Source organism: Streptomyces sp. NPDC014006 (genome assembly GCF_043088925.1).
Taxonomy (GTDB): Bacteria; Actinomycetota; Actinomycetes; order Streptomycetales; family Streptomycetaceae; genus Streptomyces.
Window position 1 is genome coordinate 1,382,084 of sequence record NZ_JBICAJ010000001.1, and the last position, 26,142, is coordinate 1,408,225.

Here is a 26,142-nt window from a genome sequence, read left to right on the forward strand (position 1 = left end):
TCCCCCCCAGTCTATGGGGGGCCACCGACACCTCAGACGCCCTGGCTGACCGAGCTCATGTTGAAGTCCGGCACGCGCAGGGCAGGCATCGCGGCCCTAGTGAACCAGTCGCTCCACTCCCGCGGCAGCGTCTTTTCCGTGCGCCCGGCCTCCGTGGCCCGCCCGAGCAGGCCCACCGGCGACTCGTTGAACCGGAAGTTGTTCACCTCGCCGGTCACCTCGCCGTTCTCCACCAGGTAGACGCCGTCCCGGGTCAGACCGGTGAGCAGCAGCGTCGCCGGGTCCACCTCGCGGATGTACCACAGGCAGGTCAGCAGCAGCCCGCGCTCGGTGCTCGCGACCATCTCGTCCAGGGAGCGGTCCTCGCCACCCTCGAGGATCAGGTTGTCCGCGCCCGGTGCGACCGGCAGCCCGGTCAGGCCCGCGCTGTACCGGCTGGTGGTCAGGTGCCGCAGCTCACCCCGGCTGATCCACTCGGTGTCCTGGACCGGCAGACCGTTGTCGAACACCGACTGGTCCCCGCCCGAGGAGTGGGCGATCACGAACGGCGCCGACTCCAGGCCGGGTGCGTGCGGGTCACTGCGCAGGGTCAGCGGCAGATCGGTGAGCCTCTCGCCCACGCGCGTGCCGCCGCCCGGCCTGGAGAACACCGTCCGGCCCTCGGCCGCGTCCCGCGCCGACGCCGACCACCGCTGGTAGATCAGCAGATCCGCCACGGCGGTCGGGGGCAGCAGCGTCTCGTACCGCCCGGCGGGCAGCTCCACACGCCGCTCGGCCCACCCCAGGCGTACGGCCAGCTCGGCGTCCAGCGCCGCCGGGTCGACGTCCTTGAAGTCCCGCGTGGCGCGGCCGGCCCAGGCGGAGCGGGTGCGGTCGGGCGACTTGGCGTTCAGCTCCAGCGTCCCGGTGGGCTGGTCGTGCCGCAGCCGCAGCCCCGTCGAGGTGCCCAGGTACGAGGAGACCAGCTCGTGGTTGGCGAAGCCGTACAGCTCCCGTCCGCCCGCACGCGCGCGTGCGAACGCCTCACCCAGCGCCGGAGCGAAGTCCCCGAAGACGGCCGACGAGGTCTCGGCGGGCGGCTCGGCGAAGTCGGCGGACTCCGGCACCCCGGTGACCAGCGGCTGCGCGTCCTCGGCGGGCCCGGCGCCACGCGCGGCGGCCTCGGCGGCCCGCACCAGCGGCTCCAGCTCGTCGGCGGTCACCGCGGACCGGGAGACCACACCCGACGCCGTGCCCTCCTTGCCGTCGACGGTCGCGATCACGGTGAGCGTGCGCCCGCGCGTGACGCCGTTGGTGGTGAGAGCGTTCCCGGCCCAGCGCAGGTTGGCGGTGGACTGCTCGTCGGCGATCACCACACAGCCGTCGGCCCGCGACAGCTGAAGGGCCCGCTCGACGATCTCGTGCGGCTTGTTCGTCGCGGCGCTCATCGACCGGCCTCCTGCGTGGTGTTGAGGATGTTGACGCCCTTGAACAGGGCCGACGGGCAGCCGTGCGAGACCGCCGCGACCTGCCCCGGCTGGGCCTTGCCGCAGTTGAAGGCACCGCCGAGGACGTACGTCTGCGGGCCGCCGACGGCCGCCATCGAGCCCCAGAAATCGGTGGTCGTGGCCTGGTAGGCGACGTCCCGCAGCTGCCCGGTGATCCGGCCGTTCTCGATCCTGAAGAACCGCTGACCGGTGAACTGGAAGTTGTACCGCTGCATGTCGATCGACCAGGACCGGTCCCCGACGACGTAGATCCCGCGGTCCACGGACCCGATGAGACCCTCCGTGGACATCCCCGCCGGATCCGGCTGGAGCGACACATTGGCCATGCGCTGCACCGGGACATGCGCGGGGGAGTCGGCGTAGGCGCACCCGTTGGACCGCTCGAAGCCGGTGAGCTTCGCGATCCGACGGTCCAGCTGGTAGCCCACCAGCGTCCCGTCCTTCACCAGGTCCCAGGACTGCGCCGCCACGCCCTCGTCGTCGTAGCCGATCGTGGCGAGCCCGTGCTCGGCGGTGCGGTCACCGGTGACGTTCATCAGCTCCGAGCCGTACCGCAACTTGCCCAGCTGGTCGAACGTGGCGAAGGACGTGCCGGCGTAGGCGGCCTCGTAGCCGAGGGCGCGGTCCAGCTCGGTGGCGTGGCCGATGGACTCGTGGATGGTCAGCCACAGGTTGGACGGGTCGACGACCAGGTCGTACAGCCCCGGCTCGACGCTCGGCGCGCGCATCTTCTCCGCGAGCAGCTCGGGGATCTCGGCGAGCTCCCGGTCCCAGTCCCAGCCGGTGCCGGTCAGATACTCCCAGCCGCGCCCGGCGGGCGGCGCGAGGGTGCGCATCGACTCGAACTCGCCGCTGGAGTCGTCCACCGACACGGCCGTGAGCACGGGGTGCAGCCGCACCCGCTGCTGGGTGGTCACGGTGCCCGCGGTGTCGGCGTAGAACTTGTTCTCGTGGACGGTGAGCAGCGAGGCGTCGACGTGGTCGACCCCGTCCGCGTTCAGCAGCCGCCGGCTCCACTCGGTCAGCAGCCCCGCCTTCTCCTCGTCCGGCACCGTGAAGGGATCGATCTCATAGGCCGAGATCCACGTCCGGTCGGCGTGCACGGGCTCGTCGGCCAGTTCCACTCGCTCATCCGACCCCGCGGCCTTGATGACCTGCGCGGACAGCTTCGCCATGGCCACGGCCTGGGAGGCGACCTTGGCGGCGGCGTCCATCGTCAGGTCCACGCCCGAGGCGAACCCCCAGGTCCCGCCGTGCACGACCCGCACCGCGTACCCGAGGTCGGTGGTGTCCGACGACCCGGCCGGCCTGGCGTCCCGCAGGCGCCAGGAGGCGCTGCGCACCCGCTCCAGCCGGAAGTCGGCGTGCTCGGCCCCGAGCGCACGCGCGCGTGCGAGTGCGGCGTCGGCGAGGGCGCGCAGGGGGAGTGCCGTGAAGGCTTCGTCGATCGTATGACTCACCGAGGTCTCTCCTGTCGTCGTGACCTGTCATCGTGACCTGTGGCTGCCCCGATCATGTCGCGCCCGCCGGGCCGCGGACCACAGGTTTGCGGCTGACGTGCGTCGCTTTCTGTAGGGACCCCACAGTCAGTTCCGTATGCCGCTGTCGGTGCCCGAATGTCCGCGCACCCCGGCGGACCGATAGGTTTTCCGGGAAGCCGCCTGCATTCCAGCTGTTCGGGCGGGTGTCCGACCGTAATCGAAAGGGTGATCCGTTGAGCCGCTCGGTTCTCGTCACCGGAGGCAACCGGGGCATCGGCCTCGCCATCGCCCGCGCGTTCGCCGACGCCGGCGACAAGGTCGCCATCACGTACCGCTCGGGGGAGCCGCCGGCCGCCCTGAAGGAACTGGGCTGCCTCGCCGTCAAGTGCGACATCACCGATCCCGAGCAGGTGGAGCAGGCCTACAAGGAGATCGAGGCCGAGCACGGTCCGGTCGAAGTGCTCATCGCCAACGCCGGCGTCACCAAGGACCAGCTCCTGATGCGCATGTCCGAGGAGGACTTCACCTCGGTCATCGACACCAACCTCACCGGCACCTTCCGGGTCGTCAAGCGCGCCAACCGCGGCATGCTGCGCGCCAAGAAGGGCCGCGTCGTCCTGATCTCCTCGGTCGTCGGCATGCTCGGCTCGGCGGGGCAGGCCAACTACGCCGCCTCCAAGGCCGCCCTCGTCGGCTTCGCGCGCTCCCTCGCCCGTGAGCTGGGCTCGCGCAACATCACCTTCAACGTCGTCGCGCCCGGCTTCGTCGACACCGACATGACCAAGGCGCTCACCGACGAGCAGCGGCAGAACATCGTGTCGCAGGTGCCGCTCGGCCGGTACGCGCAGCCGCAGGAGATCGCCGCGACGGTGCGGTTCCTCGCCTCGGACGACGCCTCGTACATCACTGGAGCCGTCATTCCCGTTGACGGCGGACTGGGAATGGGTCACTGATCACCATGAGCGGAATTCTCGAGGGCAAGCGCGTCCTGATCAGCGGTGTGCTGATGGAGTCCTCCATCGCCTTCCACGCCGCGAAGCTGGCCCAGGAGCAGGGCGCCGAGATCATCCTGACCGCCTTCCCGCGGCCCACGCTGACCGAGCGCATCGCCAAGAAGCTCCCGAAGCCCACCAAGGTCATCGAGCTCGATGTCACCAACGACGAGCACCTCGGCCGCCTGGCCGACCTCGTCGGTGAGGAGCTGGGCGGCCTGGACGGCGTCGTGCACTCCATCGGCTTCGCGCCGCAGGACGCGCTCGGCGGCAACTTCCTCAACACGCCGTTCGAGTCCGTGGCCACCGCCATGCACGTCTCGGCGTACTCCCTGAAGTCGCTGACCATGGCCTGCCTGCCGCTGATGCAGAACGGCGGCTCGGTCGTCGGCCTCACCTTCGACGCGCAGTACGCCTGGCCGCAGTACGACTGGATGGGCCCGGCCAAGGCCGCCCTGGAGGCCACCAGCCGCTACATCGCCCGCGACCTGGGCAAGCAGAACATCCGCTGCAACCTCATCTCCGCGGGCCCGCTCGGCTCCATGGCCGCCAAGTCCATCCCGGGCTTCAGCGACCTGGCCGCCGTGTGGGACACCCGCTCCCCGCTGGAGTGGGACCTGAAGGACCCGGAGCCGGCCGGCCGCGGCATCGTCGCCCTGCTGAGCGACTGGTTCCCGAAGACCACCGGCGAGATCATCCACGTGGACGGCGGTCTGCACGCCATCGGCGCCTGATCACGGCCGACCCGTGAAGGGCCCGCACCCCTGGGGTGCGGGCCCTTTCCGTGTCACCCGTTCGGCTCACCGGCCGGGCGGACAGCGGCGCTCACCACGCACGCTGGAAGGGCACCGCCCCGCAGCCGTACGGCCGAGGAGGTCTGCTTGTGCGCCTGTTCCGCAGCCTCGCCCCAGTGACCGTCGCCGCCGCTGCCGTCCTCTGTCTGCCGTCCGACGCGCTGCCCCACGCGCGTGCGGCGCGCCCCGCCGCCGAGCAGCCCTTCGGCGCCGAGTGCCGCACGACCGTGCACGGCTCCGAGGTCGTCGCCTGGTGCCACAACCCCTATGTGGACACCGATCGCGTCGCTCTGCACATCGAGTGCGCCCGATGGTGGGACCTCGACACCGACAGCGCCCCGGCCGAGGTCGGACCGGCCACGACCGTACGGCTGGACGGGCGCTGCTGGAAGGAGGTCGAGGCGGTCTGGATCAGCCACGACAAGGCGTGAGCGGCACCACGCGCACGTGCGGGTCCGTCAGCCGCCGGACGGGGTGAACCGGCCCGGGCGGCACAGGAAGGGGTAGCTCGCGGCCTCCTCGGCGGCCGCCTCGGCGTCGCCCGCGCGCAATGCGTCGAGCAGCCGCCGGTGGTCCATGTGCGTCTCCGGGGTCAGCCGCCCGCCGACGTCCTCGCGCAGCCAGTCCCGCAGGACCTCGCCCAAGTCCGCGTAGAGCGCCTTCAGCACGTCGTTGTGGGACGCCGAGACCACCGCGAGGTGGAAGGTGGCGTCCGCCGTCACGAACGCCTCCGCGTCCCCCGACTCCCACGCCTCCTCGCGCCGCAGCAGCAGCGCGTCCAACTGCCTGAGGTCCTTCTCCGTGCGCCGGTGCGCCGCCAGCCGGGCCGCGCTCGACTCCAGCGTGGAGCGCAGCTCGGCGACGTGCTGCGGATCGGCGCCGGCGAACCGGCGGTGCATCACGCCGGCCAGCTCACTGGTCGCGACCACATACGTGCCGGAGCCCTGGCGGATGTCCAGCAGGCCGTTGTGCGCGAGGGCGCGCACGGCCTCGCGGACGGTGTTGCGCGCCACCCCGAGCTGCTCGACCAGCTCGGGTTCGGTCGGGATGCGTGAACCGACCGGCCACTCGCCGGAGGTGATCTGGTCGCGCAGCTCGGCGATGACCTGCTCGGACAGGACCGAGCGTCGGGGATGGCTCAGGGGCATGGGACACCTTCGCACGCGCGCGGCCGGGGCCGACCGCCCGGGAATGGACAACCAATCATCCCATGATTCTATGATGGGTGGCATGGCTAGTGAGGAAACACGGACGAGGACGACCCCGACCCAGCCCGCGGCAGGCGGGAAGACGGGCGGTGCCGCCCCGCGCGCGTGGGCGACGCGCCTGGTCGTGCTCGGCATCATGCTGTCCGCGCTCAACCTCCGCCCGGCCATCACCAGCCTCGGCGCCCTCCTGGAGGAGGTCCGCGACGGGCTCGGGATGAGCGGCAGCGTGGCGGGCCTGCTCACCTCCGTGCCTCCGCTGTGCTTCGCCGTCTTCGGCGTGACGGCCCCCCGGCTCGCCCGCCGCTTCGGCCCCGTCGCCGTCGTGTGCGCGGGCATGGCCGCCATCGCCGCCGGCCTGGTCATACGCCCGTACACCGGGAGCACGGCCGGCTTCCTCGCGGCCAGCGCGCTCGCCCTGATGGGCATCGCCGTCAGCAATGTGCTCATGCCGGTCATCGTCAAGCGCTGGTTCCCCGACCGGGTGGGTTCCATGACCGGCCTGTACTCGATGTTCCTCGCGTTCGGCACCTCGATCGCGGCCGCCGCCACCGTGCCGATGACCCGCGCCCTGGGCGGCAGCTGGCAGTCCGGCCTCACCGTGTGGGCTTTCCTCGCCGTCGCGGCCGTGGTCCCCTGGCTCCCCGTGCTGCGCGACCGCGGCACCGCCGAGCCGGCCGTGCCGCGGCAGGGCGCGACCACCGCGTCGAGGGAGAGCGAGCACGGCGCATCGCGGCCGCGTGTGCCCGGCGCATCACGGCAGGCGCCCGCCGAGGAGCCCGCGCCCGCGCTGCGCATCACCCGCAGCCGCACCGCCTGGGCGCTCGCCGTCTTCTTCGGCCTCCAGGCCACCGCCGCCTACATCACGATGGGCTGGATGGCGCAGATCTTCCGTGACTCGGGGGTCTCGGCGGGCACCGCGGGCCTCCTCCTCGCCGTCACCATGGTGATGGGCGTGCCGCTCGCCTTCGTCATCCCGCGGCTGGCGACCCGGCTGCCCCACCAGGGCTCCATCGTGCTCGCCCTCGGCGTCTGCGGCCTCGCCGGTTATGCCGGGCTGTACTTCGCTCCGGCGGCCGGCGCCTGGGCCTGGGCCGTGCTGCTCGGCATCTCCAACTGCTCCTTCCCGCTCGCCCTGACCATGGTCGGTATGCGCGCGAAGACCGGAGCGGGTGTGGCCCAGCTGTCGGCGTTCGCCCAGAGCACCGGCTACCTGATCTCGATCCCCGGTCCGCTGCTGGTCGGCGTGCTGTACCAGAGCAGCGGCGGCTGGGGCCTGCCGATCGCCCTGATGGCCGCCCTGATGGTGCCGCAGATGGCGGTGGGCTTCCTCGCCGGGCGCGACCGCACGGTGGAGGACGAGGCCGCGTCCGCCCGCTGAGGGTGCCCTTCGGCCGACCCCGGAGCCGGGCGTTTCGGGCGGGGATGCGAGACTGGCGGCATGCCCGTGCTCGAGCCGAACCCCCAGAACGGCCAGAAGAAGATGCTCATCGTCTTCGGCTCGTTCCTCGCCATCTTCGTGATCATCGCCATCATCGCGACGATCGCCTCCCCGTGAACCTCCCCCGGCCCTCACCGGCCGATGGTGGGGCTGTCCCCACCATCCCCTAGGGGGTGAGGGTCAGGGTCAAGTGGGTGGATCACCGGATGGGCCGGAGCCCGCGGATTCCGTAGCGTCGAGACGTGGCCGCAGAACGGCGGACCACCACTACGTTCACGGCACGCTCGACGACCGCGGAGGCACCCATGTCGGCCCGTTCGCACACCCCGCCCCACTCGGCGACCACGGGCGGCGTCCAGACCCGGCTGCCCTGGTGGGGCCTCGCCCTGCCCGCCCTCGCCTTCGTCACCCTGTTCGCGCTGATACTGAATCCCACGGACGCGCAGGCGGCAGCCGGCGAGCCGGCGATCACCCAGCTGCTGCAGCACCTCCAGGCACTCGTCGCGCGCTAGGACTCCCATGGTGGGAAGGCCTGCCAACTCCCTGCGCCTCATGGCCTGTTTCGTGCGAAGCTGGGACGCATGAGCGTCGCAGAACCCCGCAGGATCGTCCTCTTCCGGCATGCGAAAGCCGACTGGCCACCGGTGCCCGACCACGAGCGGCCGCTCGCCGAACGAGGCCGCAAGGACGCCCTCGAAGCCGGACGCAGGCTGGCCGACACCGGCATCCCCTTCGACCTGACCCTGTGCTCCACGTCGACCCGCACCCGCGAGACCTGGAAGCTCGCCGCGCACGAGTTCCCGCACCGGCCGAAAACGGTCTATGAGGAGCGGATCTACGAGGCCTCCCCGGGTGAACTGATCACCCTGCTCAACGAGACCCCGGACGAGGTGCGCAACCTGCTGCTCATCGGCCACAACCCGGGCATCCAGGGCCTCGCCGAGGTCCTGGCCGGCGCGGCCGAGGACGACGCCCGCGCGAGCATGAGCCGACGCGGCTTCCCGGCCGCCGCTTTCGCCGCCCTCACCTTCGACGCCCCCTGGAAGTCCCTGGAGCCGGGCGTGGCCACCCTGGCCGACTACTGGGCGCCCGCCGACTGAACCCACCCCTGCGCGGGCCCCGGCCTCCCGCGCGGACCCCGACGCACAGGGGCCCGGCACCTTCGCGGTGCCGGGCCTCTGACGTGTCCGTCGTGCTACTCCCCGGAGACGGTGTCCGCCGCCTCGACCTCTTCGCGGGTGATCCCCAGCAGATACAGCACCGTGTCCAGGAACGGCACGTTCACCGCGGTGTGCGCGGCCTCCCGCACCACCGGCTTGGCGTTGAAGGCGACCCCGAGACCTGCCGCGTTCAGCATGTCCAGGTCGTTGGCGCCGTCACCGATCGCCACCGTCTGCGACAGCGGTACGCCCGCCTCCGCGGCGAACCGGCGCAGCAGCCGCGCCTTGCCCGCGCGGTCGACGATCTCGCCGGTGACCCGGCCGGTCAGCTTGCCGTCGACGATCTCCAGCGTGTTGGCCTGCGCGAAGTCGAGGCCCAGCCGCTCCTTGAGGTCGTCGGTCACCTGGGTGAAACCGCCGGAGACCACGCCGACCTGGTAGCCGAGTCGTTTCAGCGTGCGGATCAGCGTGCGCGCGCCCGGCGTCAGCCGTACCTCGCTGCGCACCTTGTCCACCACGGACGCGTCCAGCCCCTCCAGCAGGGCCACGCGCGCGTGCAGCGACTGCTCGAAGTCCAGTTCCCCGCGCATCGCGGCCGCGGTCACCTCGGCGACCTTGTCCTCGCATCCGGCGTGGGCGGCGAAGAGCTCGATCACCTCGTCCTGGATCAGCGTGGAGTCGACGTCCATCACCACGAGCCGCTGCGCCCTGCGGTGCAGGCCCGCGGCGACGACCGCGACATCGACACCGAGTGCCGCCGCATCCGTCACCAGGGCGGTCCGCAGCGGCTCGGTCGCCACGCCGGACACCGCGAACTCCACCGCGGTCACCGGGTACTTGGCCAGGCGGAAGATACGGTCGATGTTGCCGCCCGCCTTGGTGATCTTCGCGGCGATGGCGGCGGTGGCCTCGGCGGTGAGCGGGTGGCCCAGCACGGTGACCAGGGAGCGGCCGAGCCCGCGCGGACGGTTGTCGCCGTGGCCGGAGATGATCTCGGCCTGCATCTTCATCGACTCGGCCCAGCTGTGCACGGTCGCCCGCAGATCGCCCTCCAGGTTCTGTGAGGGCTGGGTCACGAGCGCGCACAGCACGATCCGGCCGCGGGTGACGACCTGCTCGATGTCGACCACGTCGACGGAGTAGGCGGCGAGGGTGTCGAAGAGTCCCGCCGTGATGCCAGGCCGGTCCTTGCCGAAGATCTTGACGAGGAGGGTGGGGACGTCCGAGGACTCGGGGGTCTCGGGAGTCCCGGGGGTCGAGGTCTGCGAAGCGCTCATGGTGCTCCCACCGTATCCGGCACCGAGTGCCGCGCGCCCTCGAGGTCCGCCTGGCGGACACGGAACACTCGACGACACTCGGGTGACGCCGGGCCGAAGGGGAGGAGTCCGGCGTGGGCCGACCGAGACCTGCGCTGCTGGGGGCTTGGAGGGGTGCGCAGGGAGGGTGTGCGGTCGGCGCATCCGCCGCTGACGTCGGTTCCCGCACCGCCGGGCGCCACGGGCTCAGCGAGGCCCCTCGGGCCTGCGCGGCGGGGGAGCGGGCGGGGGCGGTGGCGGAGGCGGCACCTCGTCGCGCCAGGACGGCGACCGCCGGCCCTTCGGCGACGGCGGCAGCGGGCCGACGACGGTGGGAGCGCCGTGCAGGTCGGGCCCTGTCCCCTCACGCTCGCGCTCCGCGGCCGGGCGCGAATCCTCCGGCTCCGGCGGGCTCTCCGGCACCCGGAGACAGGGGTTCGTGTCAGGATCCGGCGGCCGGAACGTGGTCCTGGGGGCGTACGGCCCGGACGGTTCGAGCCGGGTGTACGCCCCCGACGGCCCGGCCGGTTCGTACGGCCCCGGCGACCCGCCAGACCCGTCCGACCTCGGCGCTTGCCCTCCCGCCTCCGGTCCCCGGAACTCGCCACGCCCCACCAGCTCCCGATCCCGCCCCCGACCCCCTGAGCACCCCGCCCCGCCCATGACCGCCCCCCACGCCCTCGCCGCCTTCAGCCGAGCCACGCCCCGTACCACCCACGCCCCCGCCGCCTTCAGCCGAGCCACCACCCCCTACCGCACCGCCCTTCGCCCCGCCGAACCGCCGAGCCGCCGCCCGCACTCCGGCCGCCCCCACCGCGTGAGCAAAACCCCCCGGCAGCCCCCGCCCCCGCGCCCCACGCGGCCCCCAGCAGCACGGCGACGCCCCACCGCTGGTGCAGCTCGATCCCGGCGCCGAAGGCGTCGAGGCCGAGGACGGACAGCGACGCGTCGGCCGACACCCCCGCCAGCCACCCGAGCAGCACCAGCGCCGGCGCGGGGGCGGCGGCCGGCCCCGCCGCGCACCGCCCGGCGAAGGCGGCGGCCCCGAGCCCCGCGCCGCCCACCGGCAGCCGTACCCCCGTCAGCGCTCCCGCGAGCAGCATCAGCGACGCCGCGCCGAGCGCCAGCAGCCATACCCGGCCGTCCAGATCGGCCAGCCGGGTGAGCGTCAGCGGCCGGCCGGAGCCGGAGCCGGAGCCGGAGCCGAGGAGATCGTCCACGGGATGCGGCAGGACGTGGGTCAGGCTCCCCGTCGCCCGGCCGTCCCACGGCACGAACAGGCCGAGCGGTACGCCGATCCAGACCCCGTTGGGCGCGCCGAGCAGTGCCGCGCCCGCGATCCGCCGCGGATGGGCGTCGCCGGTCGCCGCGAACGCCGCCGCCGCGACCCCGGCGGGCCACCGCCGGCAGCAGCACGGTCACGAGGGCGGAGGCGGCCGGCCGAATCACCCGGTGGACGGCCTCCCAGCCGCGCGGCAGGGGAGTGTGCCGCGAGGCCGGCAGCGCGACGAGCAGCACTCCGGCCGCCCAGCCGAGCCCGCCGAGCAGCGTCGGCGCCGCGTCGACCCTGAACCCCACGGCCGCCCTGGCGCCGACCAGATCGCCGATCCGGTCCGGGAGCGACCCGCCGATGTCCCGACGCACCGAGCCCGGGGATCTCCAGCCCGCCGCCGCCACCGCCCGGCAGCCGGTCCAGCCCCAGCGCGCCGCCGTCGATCGGCACCACATCGTGTCCGGCCCAGCCCGGCAGGCCCATCAGGCCGGTGAACAGGGCGACCACCGTGCCCCCGCGCGCGAGGAGTTCGGCCGGTGCGACGACAACTGTGGCCGCCCGCAGAGAGCGTAGGAAGAACCACGACAGCAGCAGCGCACCGGCCAGGCTCACGCCCGGTGGCGTGATCTCGATGGCGGTGTGCGCCTCGGCGCCCTGCAGCCCGAACGCGGACACATCCCCGGACGGGATGACCGCCCCACCCGCCCCGAGCGCCACCACCGCCGCGGTCATCGGGCCCAACGAGCCCGCCGATCGGCCCCGAGAAGATGCAGGCCGAGCGCGGCCGTGCCCGCCATCCCCGCGAATGCCCAGCTCACCGCGGTGATCGCGGACAACAGGACGTCCCCCCATGGAACTTGGGCGCCGTACCGCGCGCCGTCGCCCTTCGCAGCCGAATCCATGGCAGACCCCCCGACCCGGGCTGCGGCTTGCGCCGCGCTTGCCCCCCTCGTGGGGGATTACCACTCTCCGGCCCGGTTTTGACCCCATCAATGGCAACGGCCGAGACGCCGTTGAGAGGTCTTCACAAGGCCCGACTTTCGGTCAGGGGGCCGCTACTGAAATAGTTCCCCCCGATGTTCGACATCCCTAGACTCCCCGCGACGGGGGTAATTCGGGGGACAACTCAGTGGGGCATGGAGTGCCGGAACTCGTACTGGAATCAAACGGACGTACCTGGACGCTCGATCCGTCCAGGGCATACACCCTCGGACGTGATCCGCAGGGCGACATCGTCTTCGACGACGCCAGGGTCTCCTGGCGCCACGCCACGGTCAGCTTCGACGGCCGCAGTTGGGTGATCGAGGACCATGGCAGCACCAACGGCACGTTCGTGCAGGGGCAGCGGATCCACCATCTGGAACTCGCTCCCGGCACGTCGGTGAACCTGGGCAACGCCTCCGACGGCCCGCTGCTGAATCTGACCGGCACGGGCGCCGCGGTGGCCCAGCCCCAGCAGCCGTACGCCGCGCAGGCCGCCAACCCGGCCTGGGGTCAGCCGCAGACGCCGCAGGCCGACTGGCAGCAGACGCCCCAGCCGCAGCCCGCGCAGCCGCAGGGCGGCTGGCAGCAGCAGCCCGCCCCGGGCATCCCGCAGCAGCAGGGCCCGGCGCAGCACACGCCCGGCGGTGGCGCGGGGGCGCCGCCGGTCTACGGCGACCGCAGCCCGACCACCTTCCACCAGTTCTCCCTGGGCCGCGTGATGCGCATCGGCCGTGCGCTGGAGAACGAGCTGGTGGTCTCCGACCTGCAGGTCTCCCGGCACCACGCCGAGTTCCACTCGACGCCCGACGGGCGCATGGAGATCCGCGACCTCGGCTCGCACAACGGCACGTACGTCAACGGCCAGCCGATCCCGAAGGGCGGCTCGCAGCTGCTCGGCCCCACCGACATCGTCGGCGTCGGCCACTCGACGTTCCGGATCGTCGGCGACCGGCTCGAGGAGTTCGTGGACACCGGTGAGGTGTCCTTCTCGGCCCGTCACCTGACCGTCACGGTCGACGGCGGCAAGCAGATCCTCAAGGACGTCTCCTTCGGCGTCCCCGAGAAGTCGCTGATCGCGGTCATCGGCCCGTCCGGCTCGGGCAAGTCCACGCTGCTCAAGGCGCTGACCGGCTACCGGCCCGCCGACCAGGGCGAGGTCCTGTACGACAACCGCAACCTCTACAAGCAGTTCGCCGAGCTGCGTCAGCGCATCGGTCTGGTCCCGCAGGACGACATCCTGCACAAGGAGCTGACCGTCAAGAAGGCCCTGAAGTACGCGGCCAAGCTGCGCTTCCCGGCCGACACCACGACCGCCGAGCGCAACGCCCGCATCGACGAGGTGCTGCGCGAGCTCAAGCTCGACATCCACAAGGACAAGAAGGTCACGTCCCTCTCCGGCGGCCAGCGCAAGCGCGTCTCGGTCGCCCTGGAGCTGCTGACCAAGCCGTCGCTGATCTTCCTCGACGAGCCGACCTCGGGCCTCGACCCGGGCATGGACCGCGATGTGATGCAGCTGCTGCGCGGCCTCGCCGACGACGGCCGCACCGTGCTCGTCGTCACCCACTCGGTGGCCGAGCTGGCACTGTGCGACAAGCTGCTCGTGATGGCGCCGGGCGGCGCGGTCGCCTACTTCGGCCCGCCGGAGGAGGCGCTGAACTTCTTCGGCTACGACACCTGGGCCGACGTCTTCTCCGCCTTCGAGAACTACCGCGACTACGACTGGGCGGGCCGCTGGAAGGGCTCGCAGCACTACCAGATGTACGCCGCGGACATCGACGCCGTCGCCCCGCAGGCCGTACAGGTCGCGCCGATGCAGGCGATGAAGCCGCCGAAGCCGCAGGGCTGGCTGTCGCAGTGGGTCACGCTGGTGCGCCGCTACGTCTCCGTGATCGTCTCCGACAAGGGCTTCCTCGCCCTGATGGTGATCCTTCCGGCCGTTCTCGGCGCGGTGAGCCTGCTCATCGACCACGACCGCGGCCTGCTGCCCAACCCGGTCAACCCGCAGACCGGCCGGATCATCCCCAACGGCACCGCGACCACGGTCCTGCTGATCCTCGCGGTCGGCGCGTGCTTCGCCGGCGCCGCCAACTCCGTCCGTGAGCTGATCAAGGAACGGGTGATCTACGAGCGGGAGCGCGCGACCGGTCTGTCCCGGTCGGCGTATCTGATGTCGAAGGTCTTCGTGCTCGGCCTGATCACCGTGGGCCAGGGCCTGCTGGTCGGTGTGATCGGCTTCGCCAGCCGGGAGATCCCCTCCAAGGGCCTGGTCCTCGGCGGCGCCACGCTGGTCGAGCTGTCCCTGCCGATCATGGCGCTGGGCTTCACCTCGATGATGTTCGGCCTGATCATCTCCTCGCTGGTGAAGACCGCAGAGAAGACGATGCCGCTGCTGGTGATGTTCGCGATCATCCAGGTGGTGTTCACCGGCTGTCTGTTCAGCCTGCACGGCTCGCTCGGCGTCAACGAGTTCTCGTACCTGATGCCGTCGCGCTGGGCGGTGGCCGCAGCCGGCGCCACGCTGGACTTCAACCGGATCAGCCCGCCGGAGAAGGCCGGCGAGACCGACCCGCTGTGGGACCACACGGTCGGCGCCTGGGGCCTGGACATGGTCGCGCTGATCGCGCTCGGCGTGGTCTGCGGCTTCTTCGTGGCGCGCTTCCTGCGCCGCCACGAGCCGGAGGTCATGCGCAAGTAGGACGGCCGTACGACCCCGAAGGGCGGCACCCCGTCAGTTGGGTGCCGCCCTTCGGCGTCTGTGCTCGCGAAAACAGTGTCTTCGCGGATACGTCGCGGGTGCGAGAAGAGGTCCGCGCCGACCTCAGTACGCGCTGTTGACGTTGTCCATCGAGCCGTAGCGGTCGGCCGCGTAGTTGCAGGCGGCGGTGATGTTGGCGACCGGGTCGTAGATGTTCCAGGACGTGCCGGGGACGTGGTACGCCTTGAAGGTCGGGGGGATCACCTGGAGCAGGCCCTTGGACGGGATGCCGTTGATGGCGTTGATGTCCCAGTTGTTGATGGCCATCGGGTTGCCGGAGGACTCCCGAATGATGTTGCGGTGGATGCCGGAGTAGCTGGCCGGGATGTGGTGCTTCTTCAGGATGGCGAGCGACTCACGGATCCAGCCGTCGAGGTTGTTCGGGTAGCTCTTGACCACGTGCGGCTTGAGGGCGGGGCGCTTGGCGGCGCGGCTCGCGGCCTCCTTGGCCTTGCGGGCGGCCGCGGCCTTCTTGACTGCGGCGGCCTTCTTCGCGGCCTCCGCCTTCTCAGCGGCCTCCGCCTTCTTCGCGGCGACGGCCTTGGCCACGGCGGCCTTCTTCGCGGCCTCGGCCTTCTTCTGGGCCGCGATCTGCTGGGCCTTGAGGTCGGCGCTGGCGAGCTGGTCGGTGATGCTCGCCTTGACGTCCTTGATCTGCTCGGTGCTGTAGGCGACCTTCGCGGGCGCGGCGGCCTCGGTGGTGACCGTGGTCTTGCCTTCGGCGCTGCTGGGCACCGCGGACATGGCGATCGCGGCGGCGCCGAGGACACCGACACCGGCGGCGGCGATCTTGTGGTGCTTGGTCAGCGAGCGACTATAAAGACGGCTGGAAAAGTTCTTGGACATGCGTAACGGACCTCTTCGAATAGCGCGGAGTTCGCTCACGTCCGGCGGGGGACTACGGGCACTTCCCGCAAGAACGCCGCGGACGGTGAGCCCGCGGCGCTGAGCGACGAAGCAATTCTTAGCGGCCGCAAAATCGCGTGGCAAAGGTGTGACGTACGAAGCCAGGTAGTGGATCAGGTAATGGCAAAACGGGACAGATTGGACTGTCTGCCCCGTTCATGTGGGGGGCTTGTCCTCCTAATCCCCTTCGTACGTGACGTGGGCCCTATGTGCGGGCTCACATGCGTGGTCGTCCGGTCTCACCGGCAGTTGCGTGAGCAATGCGCTCGGTGAGGGCGATCAGAAGGTGCGGGGCCCACGGCTCGTGCGGCCCGCTCAGCAGCCCGTCCAGGAAGCGCATCCCGCGCGCGGGCGTCACCACCAGATCCGTCCACCCCCACGCGCGCGTACGACCCAGTCGACGCCCCCGCGGACTCCACGGCCCGCACCGCGGTCGTCCCCACGGCGATCACCCGCCCCGACGGCGTTGATCAGCCGCGCCGACGCCCGCGGCACCGCGAACCGCTCCGGACACGGCTCTCGTGCCCCTTGGCCGATCCACCACAGCGGTGCGCCGCGATCGCCCACCGGCCCCTCCAGGACCGGGCGCACTTCCCCGGCCGGCCCCACCTCTGCACCCGCGGGCCCGCCCACGCGCGCGCGTGTGTAGTACCCCTGCCGTCCGGCTCGCGCAGCTCCACCGCCCACCGGCCGTCGTCCCCGCGCGTGGAGAAGTGCACCGCCACGCGCGTGTGCCGGTGCAGGTACCCGGCCCGCAGCAGCCGCGGGAGCTCTACGAACGTGTGGTGCGACACCCGTGTGCCGCGCGAGCACGGCACCGGCCTTCGCCCGGCCAGCAGCGGCAGCGCCTTCTGTACCAGCGCGGGCGGAGCGACCACGTTCGTCTCCAGCACTGCCCGGAAGCCAGCGGATGGCTCGGCACCAGCGGTTCCATGCCCAGCACCCCGGCGTCGTCGACCAGCAGATCGACGCCGCGCAGCTTCCAGGCCGCCGCCACCGGCTCCGATCGGTGACCGGGCATAGGTCACATCCCCGGGCACCGCCTCCCCCCCCCCCCCCCCCGCGTGCCGTACGACCCGAGCGCCGCAGCCGTCTCCTGCAGTGCCCCGGCGCCCCGCGCGGCCATCGCCAGACCCCAGCCGCGTGCCCGCCGGCGCCCGCCACACCGCCCCTCGGCCTAGGTCCCGGGTCCTGGGCGATGGCCGTCACGGGGCGGATCCGCGCTGTCGTACTGCGCCGGTACCGTGAGGTCATGAGTCACGGTCCCCGGTCCGGCCTCGCCGCGGTGAGCGCCGCGCTGCTCGCCATGAGCAGGCATCTCGAGGTACGCGACGTCCTGAAGACGATCGTCGCCTCGGCCCGCGAGCTGCTCGACGCCCAGTACGCCGCCCTCGGCGTCCCTGACGACCACGGCGGCTTCGCCCAGTTCGTCGTCGACGGCGTCAGCGAGGAGCAGTGGAAGGCCATCGGCCCGCTGCCGCGCCAGCACGGCATCCTCGCGGCGATGCTCCAGGAGGCCAGGCCCGAGCGCCTCGCCGACGTGCGCAAGGACCCCCGCTTCGGGGGCTGGCCCTCCGCCCACCCGGAACTCGCCGACTTCCTCGGCCTGCCCATCCGCGACGGGGACGAGGTCATCGGCGCGCTGTTCCTGGCCAACAAGGTGCGCCCCGTGGGGGAACACCCCCCGCAGCCCCCGGCCCCGAGGGCAGAGGGACGGTGCGGCTTCACCCAGGAGGACGAGGAACTGCTCGCCATCCTCGCCCAGCACGCGGCGATCGCGCTGACCAACGCCCGCCTGTACGAGCGCAGCCGCGAGCTGACCATCGCCGAGGAACGCTCCCGCCTCGCCCACGAACTGCACGACGCGGTCAGCCAGAAGCTGTTCTCCCTGCGCCTGACCGCCCAGGCCGCCGCCCGCCTCGTCGATCGCGACCCGGCCCGTGCCAAGTGCGAGCTGCAGCAGGTGGCGGCCCTGGCCGCCGAGGCCGCCGACGAACTGCGCGCCGCCGTCGTCGAGCTGCGTCCCGCCGCGCTCGACGAGGACGGCCTGGTCGCCACCCTGCGCACCCAGATCCAGGTCCTCGACCGCGCCCACTCCGCCCGGGTCACGTTCGCCGCCCGCGGCATCCGCGCCCTGCCCTCCGCCCAGGAGGAGGCCCTGCTGCGCGTCGCCCAGGAAGCCCTGCACAACGCCCTGCGGCACTCCGCGGCCGAGCACGTCGACGTCACCCTGGACCGCCGCGGTCCCGGTGCCGTCCTGCGTGTCACCGACGACGGAACCGGCTTCGACCCGAAGGCGATTCGGCGTGCGGGACGCCACCTCGGCCTGGTCTCCATGCGCGACCGGGCGGACGGGGTCGGCGGCAGGCTGACCGTGGAATCGGCGCCCGGCAAGGGCACCACGATCGAGATGGAGGTCCCCGGTGGCTGAGGCAATCAGGGTGCTGCTCGTCGACGACCACCAGGTCGTGCGCCGGGGCCTGCGCACCTTCCTGGAGGTGCAGGACGACATAGAGGTCGTCGGGGAGGCCGCCGACGGCGCCGAAGGCGTCGCCCGCGCCGAGGAGTTGCGGCCGGACGTCGTCCTCATGGACGTCAGAATGCCCGGCATGGATGGCGTGGAGGCCCTGCGCAAGCTCCGCGAACTCGGCAACCCCGCGCGCGTGCTGGTCGTCACCAGCTTCACCGAGCAGCGAACGGTGGTCCCGGCCCTGCGCGCCGGCGCCGCCGGGTACCTGTACAAGGACGTGGACCCCGACGCGCTGGCCGGCGCCATCCGCTCCGTGCACGCCGGGCATGTGCTGCTCCAGCCCGAGGTCGCCACCGCGCTGCTCTCCCAGGAGGAGGCGAACTCCGGGCAGGGCCGGGGGAATGCGCTCACCGAGCGGGAGCGCGAGGTGCTGGGCCTGATCGCGGACGGCCGCTCCAACCGGGAGATCGCCCGTGCGCTGGTCCTGTCCGAGAAGACGGTGAAGACCCACGTCTCGAACATCCTGATGAAACTCGACCTGGCGGATCGCACACAGGCCGCGCTGTGGGCCGTTCGTCATGGTGTGTCCGGATGATCGACAACTCGGAAGGTTCCCTTCCGGACTGAGATTCATACCGTCGTGGGAATGTCCCCCGAATGGCGCATCCCACGGCGGGGCCCCGCCGTTCTCCAGTGCGTGCCGCGGCGACTGCCGCGGCCATCGCAAGGAGGGCTTTGAAAGTGAAGAACCTGAAGAAGGCAGCGGCCGTGACGATGGTGGCCGGCGGGCTGATCGCCGCCGGTGCGGGCCTGGCCTCCGCCGCCGAGGGCGCCCACGCCGACGGCACGGCCGTGGGCTCGCCGGGTGTCGTCTCGGGCAACGCCATCCAGGCCCCGGTCCACGTGCCGGTCAACGTCGTCGGCAACACCGTCAACGTCATCGGCGCGCTGAACCCGGCCTCGGCAACCTCGGCCTGAACCACTGACATTCCCCGCACCTCCCTCGGTGCCCCCGGCCTCCCGGCCTCACCCGGGAGGCCGGCGCCGGCCGCGGCCACCCCCACCGCACCAACCGCGCGGCCGCACAAGCCGCGGGCAGTCGTGCCGCAGGGCGGCACTCCTCGGCATCGGGCCATGCACCCGACCCCTCAGCACCGACGCCGGTCACCTCGCGACGAACCCGCTGAGCCAACCCCGCCCCGACCCAGGGCACAAGAACAACGAACGCTCACCGCACCCTCACTCCCGCCGCAGGCTCACCGCTCCCGTTCCTCCACATACGCGTTGTACGCAGCCACCTGCGCCCGCCGGGCCACCCGTTCCACAGGCCGCAACGCCTCCGCCCGCGCGAACATCTCCCCGGCGCTCACCGCACCCCCGTGCCCCTTCTCCGACGCGAGCGACACCAGCAGCCCCACCCGCTGCGCCAGCTCCAGCACCCGCACCGCCCGCGGCGGATACCCCGGCGCCAGCACCTCCCGCCCCCGCTCGGCCCGCGCCCGGTACGCGTCGAGCGCCGCCTGCGCGACCGGCCCCGACCCGGCGACGTCCAGCCGCGTCAGCGCGGCCGTCGCCTCCCGCAACGCCTCCGCCAGCTCCCGCTCGGCCTCACCCAGCGACGGCACATCGGCCGGCGGAGCCTCCCGCACCGGCAGGCAGTGCCAGACGACCTCCACATGCACATCGCCCTCGGGCCCGGCCTCGTACACCTCCGGCACCAGCCCCAGCGCGCCGCCGTGGCAGACCACCGCCTCCTCGGCCTCCAGCGCCCGCTTGTTGAACTCCGGCGGACCACTCAGCCCCAGCGGATGCCCCGGCGCCGGCAGCGCGACCCGCAGCCCGCTCACCCCCAGCGACCGCAGCCGCCCCAGCGCCAGCGTGAGACCGACCGGAGCCGACTCACCCGGCAGTCCCTCCACCCGGTGCACCGCGTCCTCGGCCACGATGGCGAGCATGGCGTCATCCGGAGAGACAAGTCCGGCAAGAAGGGCATTTCCCCAGGCGGCAAGGCGGCCGGCGCGCGGTTCCACGAGCATGCCCCCCACCCTAAGGACCGGACCGATGGAACGGCCCGCCCGGTCGGTGGCGTAGATTCGTTCAGGGCCGCGCCCACCGGCGCGGCGAACAGAGCCACAGGCGTACGCGACTGCCGCGACCGGCCACACTGCAAGGGGAGACAACGCGCTCATGAGCGATGTTCTGGAGCTTCAGGACGTATCCGTGGTCCGTGAGGACCGGGCTCTGGTGGACCAGGTCTCCTGGTCGGTCAAGGAGGGCGAGCGCTGGGTCATCCTCGGCCCGAACGGCGCCGGCAAGACCACCCTCCTCAACGTCGCCTCCAGCTACCTCTACCCCAGCAAGGGCACCGCCACCATCCTCGGCGAGACGCTCGGCAAGCCCGGCACCGACGTCTTCGACCTGCGCCCCCGCATCGGCGTGGCCGGCATCGCCATGGCCGAGAAGCTCCCCAAGCGCCAGACCGTCCTGCAGACCGTCCTCACCGCCGCCTACGGCATGACCGCCACCTGGAACGAGGACTACGACGAGATCGACGAGCAGCGCGCCCGCGCCTTCCTCGACCGACTCGGCATGAGCGACTACCTCGACCGCCGCTTCGGCACCCTCTCCGAGGGCGAGCGCAAGCGCACCCTCATCGCCCGCGCCCTGATGACCGACCCGGAACTGCTGCTCCTCGACGAGCCCGCCGCCGGCCTCGACCTCGGCGGCCGCGAGGACCTGGTCCGCCGCCTCGGCCGCCTGGCCCGCGACCCCATCGCCCCCTCGATGATCATGGTCACGCACCACGTCGAGGAGATCCCGCCGGGCTTCACCCACGTCCTCATGATCCGCCAGGGCAAGGTCCTGACCGCCGGCCCGCTGGAGCTCGAACTCTCCTCCCGCAACCTCTCCCTGTGCTTCGGCCTCCCGCTCGTCGTCGAGCAGGTCGGCGAACGCTGGACCGCCCAGGGCCTGCCCCTGTCCTGACCCCGTGCGCCCCGCCCGGCGCCCTGTCGGCAACCCGGCCGGCGGCCCTACGATTGCCGTGTGAACGACATCGACGCATGGGTGTGGTGGCTCGTCGGTGCGGCAGCGCTCGGAATCCCGCTCGTGGTCACCGCGATGCCGGAGTTCGGGATGCTCGCCGTGGGCGCCGTCGCCGCGGCGGTCGCCGCGGGCTTCGGCCTCGGCGTCGTCGTCCAAGTGCTCGTCTTCCTCGCCGTCTCGATCGCCCTCATCGCCGTCGTACGGCCCATCGCGGCCCGGCACAGCCGCCAGCGCCCCCAACTCGCCACCGGAATCGACGCCCTGAAGGGTCGTCAGGCCGTCGTCCTCGAACGCGTCGACGGCTCCGGCGGCCGTATCAAGCTCGCCGGAGAGATCTGGTCGGCCCGCGCCCTGGACACCGGCCGCGCCTACGAAGTGGGTCAGGAAGTGGACGTCGTGGACATCGAGGGGGCCACCGCGATCGTCATGTGACCTCCTGCGATGCGACAAGCGACGACCGGGCACGGACTCGGCCGAACACCCCACGAGCCCTCCGACGGTCTGTCAGACTCGACCAGCAAGATCTTCAACAGCCATAAGATCTTCCAAAAGCGCCGAGGCGGAGAAGGGTACGGGCAGCCACGATGGAACCGGTCATCATCGTCCTGATCATTCTGGTGGTGTTGGTCTTCATCGCCCTGATCAAGACCATCCAAGTCATTCCGCAGGCGAGCGCCGCCATCGTGGAGCGCTTCGGCCGCTACACGCGGACGCTGAACGCGGGCCTCAACATCGTCGTCCCGTTCATCGACACCATCCGCAACCGCATCGACCTGCGCGAACAGGTCGTCCCCTTCCCGCCGCAGCCGGTGATCACCCAGGACAACCTGGTCGTCAACATCGACACGGTCATCTACTACCAGGTCACCGACGCCCGGGCCGCGACCTACGAAGTCGCCAGCTACATCCAGGCGATCGAGCAGCTCACCGTCACCACGCTGCGCAACATCATCGGCGGCATGGACCTGGAGCGCACCCTCACCTCCCGCGAGGAGATCAACGCGGCCCTGCGCGGCGTCCTCGACGAGGCCACCGGCAAGTGGGGCATCCGCGTCAACCGCGTCGAGCTCAAGGCCATCGAACCGCCCACCTCCATCCAGGACTCGATGGAGAAGCAGATGCGCGCCGACCGTGACAAGCGCGCCGCGATCCTCCAGGCCGAAGGTGTCCGGCAGTCCGAGATCCTGCGCGCCGAGGGCGAGAAGCAGTCCCAGATCCTGCGCGCCGAGGGTGAGGCCAAGGCCGCGGCCCTGCGCGCCGAGGGCGAGGCCCAGGCCGTCCGCACGGTCTTCGAGGCCATCCACGCCGGCGACCCCGACCAGAAGCTGCTCTCCTATCAGTACCTCCAGATGCTCCCGAAGATCGCCGAGGGCGACGCCAACAAGCTCTGGATCGTCCCCAGCGAAATCGGCGACGCCCTCAAGGGTCTTTCCGGCGCGATGGGCAACTTCGGTGCGATGGGCGGCGGTTCGGGCGGCGGCTCGACAGGCAACGGCGCGGACCGCCGAGAAAAGCCGTCGATCGACTGAGGGTTCATCTGGGTCCAAGGCTGCGAACCGCGCCCCGAAAGGGGCGCGGGGAAATGCGCGACAAGCCACGACGAACCCGCAGCCGACAACGGACAACAGGCCCTACGGCGAAGAGTCAGGCCGCATCCCGGGCCAGCCACCCGGGAAGGGCGGCAAGATCATCCGCCCCCAGCGTCAGCAGCATCGCATCGGCCGGCGTCGGCTGGAACGGCTCCCGCAGCAACCGCATCCCCGCCTCCTCCGGCGTCCGGTCCGCTTTGCGGTGATTGTCCTCCGCGCACGCGGCCACCGTGTTCAGCCACGTGTCCTGCCCACCCCGCGACCGAGGCACCACGTGGTCCACCGTCGTGGCCCTGCGCCCGCAGTACGCGCACCGGTGCCGGTCCCGGACCAGCACACCCCGCCTCGACCACGGCGCTTGTCTTCGGAACGGCACCCGTACGTACCGGCACAACCGGATCACCCGGGGCGCGGGTATGTCGACATCGGCGCCCCGCATACGCAGCTCGGGGTGGGCCTGCTCGACGACCGCCTTGTCCTGCAGCACCAGAACGACGGCTCGGTTCAGCGTCACCGTCGACAACGGTTCGAAGCTGGCGTTCAGAACGAGCGTGTCCCGCATCAAGCCCACCTCCCGTGTGCACCGGCCCACCCCCCGGCGGGCTTGGATCAACTCTGGACGGGCACGCCGAGATGGACAACGCAATAAAAATGCCCGCCTCCGATCACTTCCAAGACCAGAGACGGGCAAACCTTCCGTGAACGTCAGGCTTGTGCGGGCTCCTCGTACTCACCGATCAGCTGCGCCCGGGCGATCGTGTGGAACCGCAGATTGAACCCGACGACGGCGGGAGAGGCGTCGGAATCCGGACCGAGCTTCTCCTGGTCCACGGCGTACACCGTGAACACATACCGGTGCGGCCCGTCCCCGGGCGGCGGCGCGGCACCGCCGAAGTCCTTCGAGCCGTAGTCGTTGCGCACCTGGACCGCACCCTCGGGCAGTCCCTCGAACTTGCCGCTGCCCGCACCCGCCGGCAGCTCGGTGGCCGAGGCCGGGATGTCGAAGACGGACCAGTGCCAGAACCCGCTGCCCGTCGGGGCGTCCGGGTCGTAGCAGGTCACGGCGAAGCTCTTGGTCTCCGGCGGGAAGCCCTCCCACCGCAGCTGCGGCGAGGTGTTGCCCTTCGCGTAGACCTGAGCGTCCTTGAGGGTGGCACCCTCCTGGACGTCCTCACTCGTGACCGTGAAGGACGGCACGGGCGGATGGAAGTCGTGGGGGAGCGGCCGCCTCTTGAGCTCGGTCACCTCGGTACCTCCTGATCGCTTGCGTTCAGTAGGTCCGAGCCTAGAACCAGTTCCGCTTGCTGCCGACCTCGGACAGCCACTGGTTGAGATACCCCGCCCAGTCGGTCCCCTGCCAGTCGTTCAGACCCACCTGGAAGGACCGGTAGGTGTCACTGCCCTCACTGAACAGACCCGGCTTCTTGTCCATCTCCAGGACGACGTCCATGGCGTGCTCGTCGGCGACGAAGCTCAGCTCGACCTGGTTCAGACCCCTGTACTGCGACGGCGGGAAGAACTCGATCTCCTGGTAGAACGGCAGCTTCTGCCGCGTACCCCGGATGTGGCCGCGCTCCATGTCCGCGTTCTTGAAGCGGAAGCCCAGCTGGATGAACGCGTCCAGGATCGCCTTCTGCGCCGGCAGCGGATGCACGTTGATCGGGTCCAGATCGCCGGAGTCCACGGCCCGCGCGATCGCCAGCTCGGTCGTCACACCGATGTGCATCCCGCGCAGAGACTGCCCGTCGATCATGGTGACCGGCGTCTCCCAGGGGATCTCCAGCCCGAACGGCACCGCGTGCACGGCCCCCGCCTGCAGCTCGAAGGCACCGCCGAGCCGCACCTTGGTGAACTCGATGTCCTGCTTGTACTCCTGGTCGCCGCTCTCCACCTCGACCTTGGCCTGGAGCCCCACCGCCAGACCCTCGATATCCTGGCTGACGGACCCGCCCTGGATCCGCACCTCACCCTGGACCACGCCACCCGGCACCACGTTCACCTCGGTCAGCACGGTCTCGACCGAGGCCCCGCCGGCCCCCAGGCTCGCGAGCAGCTTCTTGAACGCCATGGTTCTCCTCAACGACTACGACTGAAACGACTGCGACTGCGTCCTTGATCCGTACAAACGCGATCCGGCCCCGGCCGGTTCCGCGCCCTCACCCTGGCAAGCCGCACGCCCCCTGACCACCCCATGGAACGGACCGACTCCAGTACGCTCGGAGGTCATGATCGCGAGCCCCGACCGTACGCCCCTGCCCCGCGCCTTCTTCGACCGGCCCGTCCTCGAGGTCGCCCCCGACCTCCTCGGCCGCATCCTGGTCCGCAGCACCCCGGACGGTCCGATCGCCCTGCGCCTGACAGAGGTCGAGGCCTACGACGGCCCGAACGACCCCGGCTCCCACGCCTACCGCGGCCAGACCGCCCGCAACAGCGTGATGTTCGGTGAGCCCGGACATGTGTACGTCTACTTCACCTACGGCATGTGGCACTGCATGAACCTGGTCTGCGGACCGGTCGGACGAGCCAGCGCCGTCCTGCTCCGCGCCGGTGAGATCGTCGAGGGCGCCGAACTGGCCCGTGTCCGTCGCCTCTCAGCCAAGAACGACAAGGAGTTGGCCAAGGGCCCCGCCCGCCTGGCCACCGCCCTGGACGTGGGCCGGGCCCTGGACGGTACGGACGCGTGCGCCGAGGGAGAGACCCCGCTGCGCATGCTGACGGGCACGCCGATCCCTTCCGACCAGGTACGCAACGGCCCCCGCACCGGCGTCGCCGGCGAGGGCGGCAACGGCGACGTCCACCCCTGGCGCTTCTGGGTCGCCAACGACCCGACAGTGAGCCCGTACCGAGCCCATGCCCCGAAGCGGCGCCGCAGTTGACGCGGCGCCGGAAGGTGCGTAATGTGGCCCGAGCCGCTGAACCGGGTACGGCGATCGCCTGCAGCCGGAGCGGCCAACCCACTACCTAGCTACAGCCCCTCGGCGGGGTCGCTTCTGGTGCGTCCGCGTACCCGAATTCGAACTCGCGAGGCTCGATTATGAGTCGCCGAGAGAATGAGCTAACGTAGTGAATGTCGAAAGGGCGGACGGCGAAAGCCGAAAACCCCAAGACACCGGCCGGAAATCAGATCCGAAAGATCTGATAGAGTCGGAAACGCAAGACCGAAGGGAAGCGCCCGGAGGAAAGCCCGAGAGGGTGAGTACAAAGGAAGCGACCGTTCCTTGAGAACTCAACAGCGTGCCAAAAGTCAACGCCAGATATGTTGATA

Annotated in this window: 24 protein-coding genes and 4 pseudogenes; 15 read left to right on the plus strand and 13 right to left on the minus strand. The window is 71.3% G+C overall.

The features are described from left to right. Positions 1–32: 32 nt before the first annotated feature. Positions 33–1,427: a metallopeptidase TldD-related protein gene (locus ACF1GV_RS06330; RefSeq protein ID WP_391678366.1), complete on the minus strand. Its 1,395-nt coding sequence runs from the start codon at positions 1,425–1,427 to the stop codon at positions 33–35. Beyond that, a complete protein-coding gene (locus tag ACF1GV_RS06335) occupies positions 1,424–2,947 on the minus strand; it encodes a TldD/PmbA family protein (RefSeq protein ID WP_391678368.1) in 1,524 nt (507 codons plus the stop codon). The genes ACF1GV_RS06330 and ACF1GV_RS06335 overlap by 4 nt, the downstream gene beginning before the upstream one ends. Positions 2,948–3,201: 254 nt before the next feature. On the opposite strand from ACF1GV_RS06335, the gene fabG reads away from it, so the two are divergent. The 3 genes from fabG (at position 3,202) to ACF1GV_RS06350 (ending at position 5,185) form a co-directional block, all read left to right on the plus strand. Continuing rightward, the gene (gene fabG / locus ACF1GV_RS06340) at positions 3,202–3,921 is read left to right on the plus strand and encodes a 3-oxoacyl-[acyl-carrier-protein] reductase (RefSeq protein ID WP_391678371.1); all 720 of its coding nucleotides are present in this window, start codon (positions 3,202–3,204) and stop codon (positions 3,919–3,921) included. A 5-nt stretch (positions 3,922–3,926) separates the two neighbouring features. Then, positions 3,927–4,694: an enoyl-ACP reductase FabI gene (gene fabI / locus ACF1GV_RS06345; RefSeq protein WP_391678373.1), complete on the plus strand. Its 768-nt coding sequence runs from the start codon at positions 3,927–3,929 to the stop codon at positions 4,692–4,694. A 149-nt stretch (positions 4,695–4,843) separates the two neighbouring features. After that, positions 4,844–5,185 (plus strand): hypothetical protein, encoded by a 342-nt coding sequence (locus tag ACF1GV_RS06350; RefSeq protein WP_391678375.1) that lies wholly within the window; start codon positions 4,844–4,846, stop codon positions 5,183–5,185. 27 nt (positions 5,186–5,212) lie between these two features. Here ACF1GV_RS06350 and ACF1GV_RS06355 read toward each other — a convergent pair whose 3' ends face one another. Beyond that, positions 5,213–5,902: a FadR/GntR family transcriptional regulator gene (locus ACF1GV_RS06355; protein ID WP_391678376.1), complete on the minus strand. Its 690-nt coding sequence runs from the start codon at positions 5,900–5,902 to the stop codon at positions 5,213–5,215. Positions 5,903–5,972: 70 nt separating this feature from the next. On the opposite strand from ACF1GV_RS06355, the gene ACF1GV_RS06360 reads away from it, so the two are divergent. The 4 genes from ACF1GV_RS06360 (at position 5,973) to ACF1GV_RS06375 (ending at position 8,500) form a co-directional block, all read left to right on the plus strand. Next, positions 5,973–7,340, plus strand: coding sequence for a CynX/NimT family MFS transporter (locus tag ACF1GV_RS06360; protein WP_391678378.1), 1,368 nt, complete (start codon positions 5,973–5,975; stop codon positions 7,338–7,340). Between the two features lie 60 nt (positions 7,341–7,400). Continuing rightward, on the plus strand, positions 7,401–7,517 hold the full coding sequence (locus ACF1GV_RS06365) for an SGM_5486 family transporter-associated protein (protein WP_363267678.1): 117 nt from the start codon (positions 7,401–7,403) through the stop codon (positions 7,515–7,517). A gap of 125 nt (positions 7,518–7,642) precedes the next feature. Continuing rightward, a complete protein-coding gene (locus ACF1GV_RS06370; protein WP_391678381.1) occupies positions 7,643–7,912 on the plus strand; it encodes a hypothetical protein in 270 nt (89 codons plus the stop codon). Between the two features lie 69 nt (positions 7,913–7,981). Next, positions 7,982–8,500, plus strand: coding sequence for a SixA phosphatase family protein (locus tag ACF1GV_RS06375; RefSeq protein ID WP_391678383.1), 519 nt, complete (start codon positions 7,982–7,984; stop codon positions 8,498–8,500). Between the two features lie 95 nt (positions 8,501–8,595). On the opposite strand, the gene serB is transcribed toward ACF1GV_RS06375, so the two are convergent. The 4 genes and pseudogenes from serB to ACF1GV_RS06395 all read right to left on the minus strand — a co-directional run. Beyond that, on the minus strand, positions 8,596–9,837 hold the full coding sequence (serB, locus tag ACF1GV_RS06380; RefSeq protein WP_363267676.1) for a phosphoserine phosphatase SerB: 1,242 nt from the start codon (positions 9,835–9,837) through the stop codon (positions 8,596–8,598). 749 nt (positions 9,838–10,586) lie between these two features. Then, entirely contained in the window at positions 10,587–11,195 is a 609-nt protein-coding gene (locus tag ACF1GV_RS06385; RefSeq protein ID WP_391678514.1) for a streptophobe family protein, read from the minus strand. Positions 11,196–11,310: 115 nt separating this feature from the next. Further along, positions 11,311–11,583: pseudogene (locus ACF1GV_RS06390) on the minus strand (streptophobe family protein); the annotation flags it as partial. A gap of 4 nt (positions 11,584–11,587) precedes the next feature. Beyond that, positions 11,588–12,118, minus strand: a pseudogene (locus ACF1GV_RS06395) (streptophobe family protein); the annotation flags it as partial. A gap of 151 nt (positions 12,119–12,269) precedes the next feature. Between ACF1GV_RS06395 and ACF1GV_RS06400 the strand changes: the two are divergent. Continuing rightward, on the plus strand, positions 12,270–14,807 hold the full coding sequence (locus ACF1GV_RS06400) for an FHA domain-containing protein (protein WP_391678386.1): 2,538 nt from the start codon (positions 12,270–12,272) through the stop codon (positions 14,805–14,807). Positions 14,808–14,930: 123 nt separating this feature from the next. Here ACF1GV_RS06400 and ACF1GV_RS06405 read toward each other — a convergent pair whose 3' ends face one another. Together ACF1GV_RS06405 and ACF1GV_RS06410 are read right to left on the minus strand one after the other, a co-directional pair. After that, on the minus strand, positions 14,931–15,713 hold the full coding sequence (locus tag ACF1GV_RS06405; protein ID WP_391678388.1) for a transglycosylase SLT domain-containing protein: 783 nt from the start codon (positions 15,711–15,713) through the stop codon (positions 14,931–14,933). Between the two features lie 277 nt (positions 15,714–15,990). After that, positions 15,991–16,633, minus strand: a pseudogene (locus ACF1GV_RS06410) (S-adenosylmethionine:tRNA ribosyltransferase-isomerase). Between the two features lie 392 nt (positions 16,634–17,025). Between ACF1GV_RS06410 and ACF1GV_RS06415 the strand changes: the two are divergent. The 3 genes and pseudogenes from ACF1GV_RS06415 (at position 17,026) to ACF1GV_RS06425 (ending at position 19,229) form a co-directional block, all read left to right on the plus strand. After that, positions 17,026–18,204 (plus strand): GAF domain-containing protein, encoded by a 1,179-nt coding sequence (locus ACF1GV_RS06415; RefSeq protein ID WP_391678390.1) that lies wholly within the window; start codon positions 17,026–17,028, stop codon positions 18,202–18,204. After that, on the plus strand, positions 18,197–18,838 hold the full coding sequence (locus ACF1GV_RS06420) for a response regulator (protein ID WP_391678391.1): 642 nt from the start codon (positions 18,197–18,199) through the stop codon (positions 18,836–18,838). The genes ACF1GV_RS06415 and ACF1GV_RS06420 overlap by 8 nt, the downstream gene beginning before the upstream one ends. Before the next feature lie 146 nt (positions 18,839–18,984). Further along, positions 18,985–19,229: pseudogene (locus tag ACF1GV_RS06425) on the plus strand (chaplin). Positions 19,230–19,499: 270 nt separating this feature from the next. On the opposite strand, the gene ACF1GV_RS06430 reads toward ACF1GV_RS06425, so the two are convergent. After that, positions 19,500–20,279, minus strand: coding sequence for a hypothetical protein (locus ACF1GV_RS06430; RefSeq protein ID WP_391678393.1), 780 nt, complete (start codon positions 20,277–20,279; stop codon positions 19,500–19,502). Between the two features lie 151 nt (positions 20,280–20,430). Here ACF1GV_RS06430 and ACF1GV_RS06435 point away from each other — a divergent pair, with 151 nt between their 5' ends. From ACF1GV_RS06435 to ACF1GV_RS06445, 3 genes are all read left to right on the plus strand, one after another. Next, positions 20,431–21,228, plus strand: a complete 798-nt coding sequence (locus ACF1GV_RS06435; RefSeq protein WP_391678395.1) for an ABC transporter ATP-binding protein — start codon at positions 20,431–20,433, stop codon at positions 21,226–21,228. A gap of 60 nt (positions 21,229–21,288) precedes the next feature. Further along, positions 21,289–21,720: an NfeD family protein gene (locus tag ACF1GV_RS06440; RefSeq protein ID WP_391678397.1), complete on the plus strand. Its 432-nt coding sequence runs from the start codon at positions 21,289–21,291 to the stop codon at positions 21,718–21,720. A gap of 152 nt (positions 21,721–21,872) precedes the next feature. After that, complete coding sequence (locus ACF1GV_RS06445; protein ID WP_363267666.1) at positions 21,873–22,817, plus strand: SPFH domain-containing protein; 945 nt, start codon at positions 21,873–21,875, stop codon at positions 22,815–22,817. Positions 22,818–22,932: 115 nt separating this feature from the next. On the opposite strand, the gene ACF1GV_RS06450 is transcribed toward ACF1GV_RS06445, so the two are convergent. The 3 genes from ACF1GV_RS06450 to ACF1GV_RS06460 form a co-directional block, all read right to left on the minus strand. Further along, positions 22,933–23,439 (minus strand): HNH endonuclease, encoded by a 507-nt coding sequence (locus tag ACF1GV_RS06450; protein ID WP_391678400.1) that lies wholly within the window; start codon positions 23,437–23,439, stop codon positions 22,933–22,935. A 143-nt stretch (positions 23,440–23,582) separates the two neighbouring features. Next, the gene (locus ACF1GV_RS06455; protein WP_391678402.1) at positions 23,583–24,122 is read right to left on the minus strand and encodes a YbhB/YbcL family Raf kinase inhibitor-like protein; all 540 of its coding nucleotides are present in this window, start codon (positions 24,120–24,122) and stop codon (positions 23,583–23,585) included. Positions 24,123–24,162: 40 nt separating this feature from the next. Next, complete coding sequence (locus ACF1GV_RS06460; protein ID WP_391678403.1) at positions 24,163–24,945, minus strand: sporulation protein; 783 nt, start codon at positions 24,943–24,945, stop codon at positions 24,163–24,165. A gap of 157 nt (positions 24,946–25,102) precedes the next feature. Between ACF1GV_RS06460 and ACF1GV_RS06465 the strand changes: the two genes are divergently transcribed. Next, on the plus strand, positions 25,103–25,753 hold the full coding sequence (locus ACF1GV_RS06465; RefSeq protein ID WP_391678405.1) for a DNA-3-methyladenine glycosylase: 651 nt from the start codon (positions 25,103–25,105) through the stop codon (positions 25,751–25,753). Positions 25,754–26,142: the final 389 nt, after the last annotated feature.

Excerpts from the sequence above, each read along its gene's own strand:
- ACF1GV_RS06330 (WP_391678366.1), bottom strand. The coding sequence starts at position 1,427 with ATGAGCGCCGCGACGAACAAGCCGCACGAGATCGTCGAGCGGGCCCTT.
- fabI (WP_391678373.1), top strand. The coding sequence starts at position 3,927 with ATGAGCGGAATTCTCGAGGGCAAGCGCGTCCTGATCAGCGGTGTGCTG.
- ACF1GV_RS06355 (WP_391678376.1), bottom strand. The coding sequence starts at position 5,902 with ATGCCCCTGAGCCATCCCCGACGCTCGGTCCTGTCCGAGCAGGTCATC.
- ACF1GV_RS06360 (WP_391678378.1), top strand. The coding sequence starts at position 5,973 with ATGATGGGTGGCATGGCTAGTGAGGAAACACGGACGAGGACGACCCCG.
- ACF1GV_RS06365 (WP_363267678.1), top strand. The coding sequence starts at position 7,401 with ATGCCCGTGCTCGAGCCGAACCCCCAGAACGGCCAGAAGAAGATGCTC.
- ACF1GV_RS06375 (WP_391678383.1), top strand. The coding sequence starts at position 7,982 with ATGAGCGTCGCAGAACCCCGCAGGATCGTCCTCTTCCGGCATGCGAAA.
- serB (WP_363267676.1), bottom strand. The coding sequence starts at position 9,837 with ATGAGCGCTTCGCAGACCTCGACCCCCGGGACTCCCGAGACCCCCGAG.
- ACF1GV_RS06405 (WP_391678388.1), bottom strand. The coding sequence starts at position 15,713 with ATGTCCAAGAACTTTTCCAGCCGTCTTTATAGTCGCTCGCTGACCAAG.
- ACF1GV_RS06415 (WP_391678390.1), top strand. The coding sequence starts at position 17,026 with ATGAGTCACGGTCCCCGGTCCGGCCTCGCCGCGGTGAGCGCCGCGCTG.
- ACF1GV_RS06430 (WP_391678393.1), bottom strand. The coding sequence starts at position 20,279 with ATGCTCGTGGAACCGCGCGCCGGCCGCCTTGCCGCCTGGGGAAATGCC.
- ACF1GV_RS06435 (WP_391678395.1), top strand. The coding sequence starts at position 20,431 with ATGAGCGATGTTCTGGAGCTTCAGGACGTATCCGTGGTCCGTGAGGAC.
- ACF1GV_RS06445 (WP_363267666.1), top strand. The coding sequence starts at position 21,873 with ATGGAACCGGTCATCATCGTCCTGATCATTCTGGTGGTGTTGGTCTTC.
- ACF1GV_RS06450 (WP_391678400.1), bottom strand. The coding sequence starts at position 23,439 with ATGCGGGACACGCTCGTTCTGAACGCCAGCTTCGAACCGTTGTCGACG.
- ACF1GV_RS06460 (WP_391678403.1), bottom strand. The coding sequence starts at position 24,945 with ATGGCGTTCAAGAAGCTGCTCGCGAGCCTGGGGGCCGGCGGGGCCTCG.
- ACF1GV_RS06465 (WP_391678405.1), top strand. The coding sequence starts at position 25,103 with ATGATCGCGAGCCCCGACCGTACGCCCCTGCCCCGCGCCTTCTTCGAC.